General features: G+C 68.0%; 2 protein-coding genes. One reads left to right on the top strand and one right to left on the bottom strand.

The annotated features are described in order from the left end of the window. Position 1: 1 nt before the first annotated feature. A complete protein-coding gene (locus tag BN903_RS03825) occupies positions 2-1552 on the bottom strand; it encodes a HAMP domain-containing protein (protein WP_228841002.1) in 1551 nt (516 codons plus the stop codon). Between the two features lie 229 nt (positions 1553-1781). Between BN903_RS03825 and BN903_RS03830 the strand changes: the two genes are divergently transcribed. Beyond that, positions 1782-2099 carry a DUF5785 family protein gene (locus BN903_RS03830; protein WP_048076436.1) on the top strand — a complete coding sequence of 106 codons (318 nt, stop codon included), beginning with the start codon at positions 1782-1784 and terminating at the stop codon, positions 2097-2099. Positions 2100-2358 lie beyond the last annotated feature (259 nt).

The following is a 2358-nucleotide window of genomic DNA, read 5'->3' on the forward strand; positions in this document are numbered from 1 at the left end:
CTCATCCGTCGAGGAGGCGATCTCCTCGGACGGTGGCCGAGAGGTCGTCGAGTTCGGCGGCCGCGGTCGCGAGCGTCTCCTCCTGTCGCTCCGTGCCGACCGAGATCTCCTCGACGCTCTCGGCGACATCGACGCTGGTCGACTCGACCTCCGCGGCCGAGTCCGTCACCTCGGCGCTCCGCTCGTCGACCGTCTCGGCGGCGTCCTGAATGCCGACGACGAGCGCCTCCAGCCGGTCGAGCGTCTCGTTGAGCGACTCGGCGATGGCCGTCATCGCCTCACTCTCGCTTTCCGGGTCGAGCCGGCGGGTGAGGTCGCCCTCGGCGACCGCGTCGATCGCCGCCTCGTACTCGTCGGCCTTCGTCTCTAAGTGCGCCGAGAGCTCCTCCGCCTCCTCGCGGGCCGCGGCGGCCTCGTCGGCGGACTCCTCGACGGCCGCGATCTGCTCGCGCATCGTCTCGCGGATGCGGTCGAACAGCGCCGAGAGCTGTCCGAACTCGTCGGCGCGCTCGCGGTCGATCTCGACGTCGAGCTCGCCCGCCTCGATCGCCTCGGCGTACCCGCGCAAATCGTCGACGGAGCCGTTCACGTCGCGGACGACGAACGCGCCCACGGCGAGGAGACCGACGACCGAGATGCCGATCAGGACCAGCACGCTCCGCGTCACGTCGCCGACGGTCCCGTACACCGCGCTCTGCGGGGCCGCGACGACGACCGCCCACGACTTCCCCTCGACGGGCGCGATCGCCGTGGCGAGCTCCGAGCCGTTCACGACCGTCTGCTCGGCGTCCGTGACATCGGTCGTCGTCGACTCCGTCACGTCGCTCCGGAGGTGCGACAGCTCCTCGATCAGGAAGTAGTCGCGCAAGATCGCGTCGCTGTTCGACGCCAGCGCGACCTGCCCGGTGGCGGTGGAGACGACCTGCATGTTGCCGCCGTCGACCGGGGCGGTCAGGAGCGAGCCGCGCTCCGACAGGTCGACCGTGATCACGATCGCCTTGCCGGGCACGTTGTTGATCGGGCTGACGAACCCTATGTGGTTCTCGCCGTCGGCCTTGTACGGCTCGAAGGAGCGTACCTCGTTGGCGTGGGCGAACGCCGCCGGCCCGACCGCCCACGGCCGCTCGTCCTCGGAGAACGTCGTCTCCTCCGTCGTCGGCGAGGTGCTCACGGTGACCTCGTTCGTCACCATGTCGTAGTAGTGGACGTCGACCACGTACTCGGGGAGCATGTCGGCGTTCTGCCGGAGTTCGTCGCGTATCCGTCCCTCGCTGGACGACTGGACGCCGGAGGCCGACGAGACCCGGTTCGTGTACCCGTTCATGTCGTCGAGGAAGCCGTCGATCCCCTCGGCCTCCCGTTCGGCGGCGCTCGTCAGCGTCTCCCGCGCGTCGGACTCGACGCTCGCTTGGACCTGATCGACGGCGAGCGCGCCCGTCCCGAGCAGCACCGTCGACACGACGATGACCGCCGCTGCGATTTTGAAGAGATACCGGCTGCGAAGTCGATGAGAGAGACGTTGGAAGACGCCGTCTCGGTCGTCAGCGGACATGATTCGCTGTTTTCACAGCCATTGATAAACGTCGGTGGCGAGGTATCAGCACTGATATTCCGGTTGGCTCGGTCCGACCGCGCGTCGCGTCCGGCGGAGGATTCCGGGATCGAACTGGACGTTCGGAAGGAGTGTCGCGGTGCCGGCGGGGGTGCGTCGCGGTGCCGGCAGGAGCGAGAGCGACCGCCCCATTCGAAACCACTATGCCCGATCCGGCGGATCGTTCGGTATGGACTGGCCACACGACCCCGACGGCGAGCAGGGGAGCGAGGGCAGGCGGCAGTACGGCCACGCCGTGCTCGCGAAGAAGATCGACGAGGAGGAGGACTTCCCGCTCACGGCGGCGGAGTACGTCGAGCAGTACGGCGACCACCCGATCCGGATCGACTACGAGACGGTCGTCTCGGTCGAGGAGATCTTCGAGAACGTCGAGCAGGAGGAGTTCGCGGACTTCGTCGAGTTCCACCAGGAACTCGGCCGCGCGATGCGCGAGAACGGCTACTGGTTCTACGAGGGCGCGGAGCAGTTCGTCGACGGCAGCGCCTAGACGTTCGGGTCGTCGGTTCTCGGAGCGCGACGACGCTCTAGTTTTCAGTCGAGTAGGACGACGTCTCGGACTTGACCGAGACCGCCGAAGCCCCCGCCGTGAGGACGCCGGACGCTCGCTGTGCTCCTCACTCGGTCGTTCGTTTCACTCACTCCCTCGTTGTGGTGCTTGTGTCGCCTCCGGCGTCCTCACGGCTGCCCCTTCGAGTCCCACCCCGCACCACACAGCGACCGCACCTCACACCTCCCCAGCCTCGTCG

This window comes from Halorubrum sp. AJ67, from assembly GCF_000513435.1.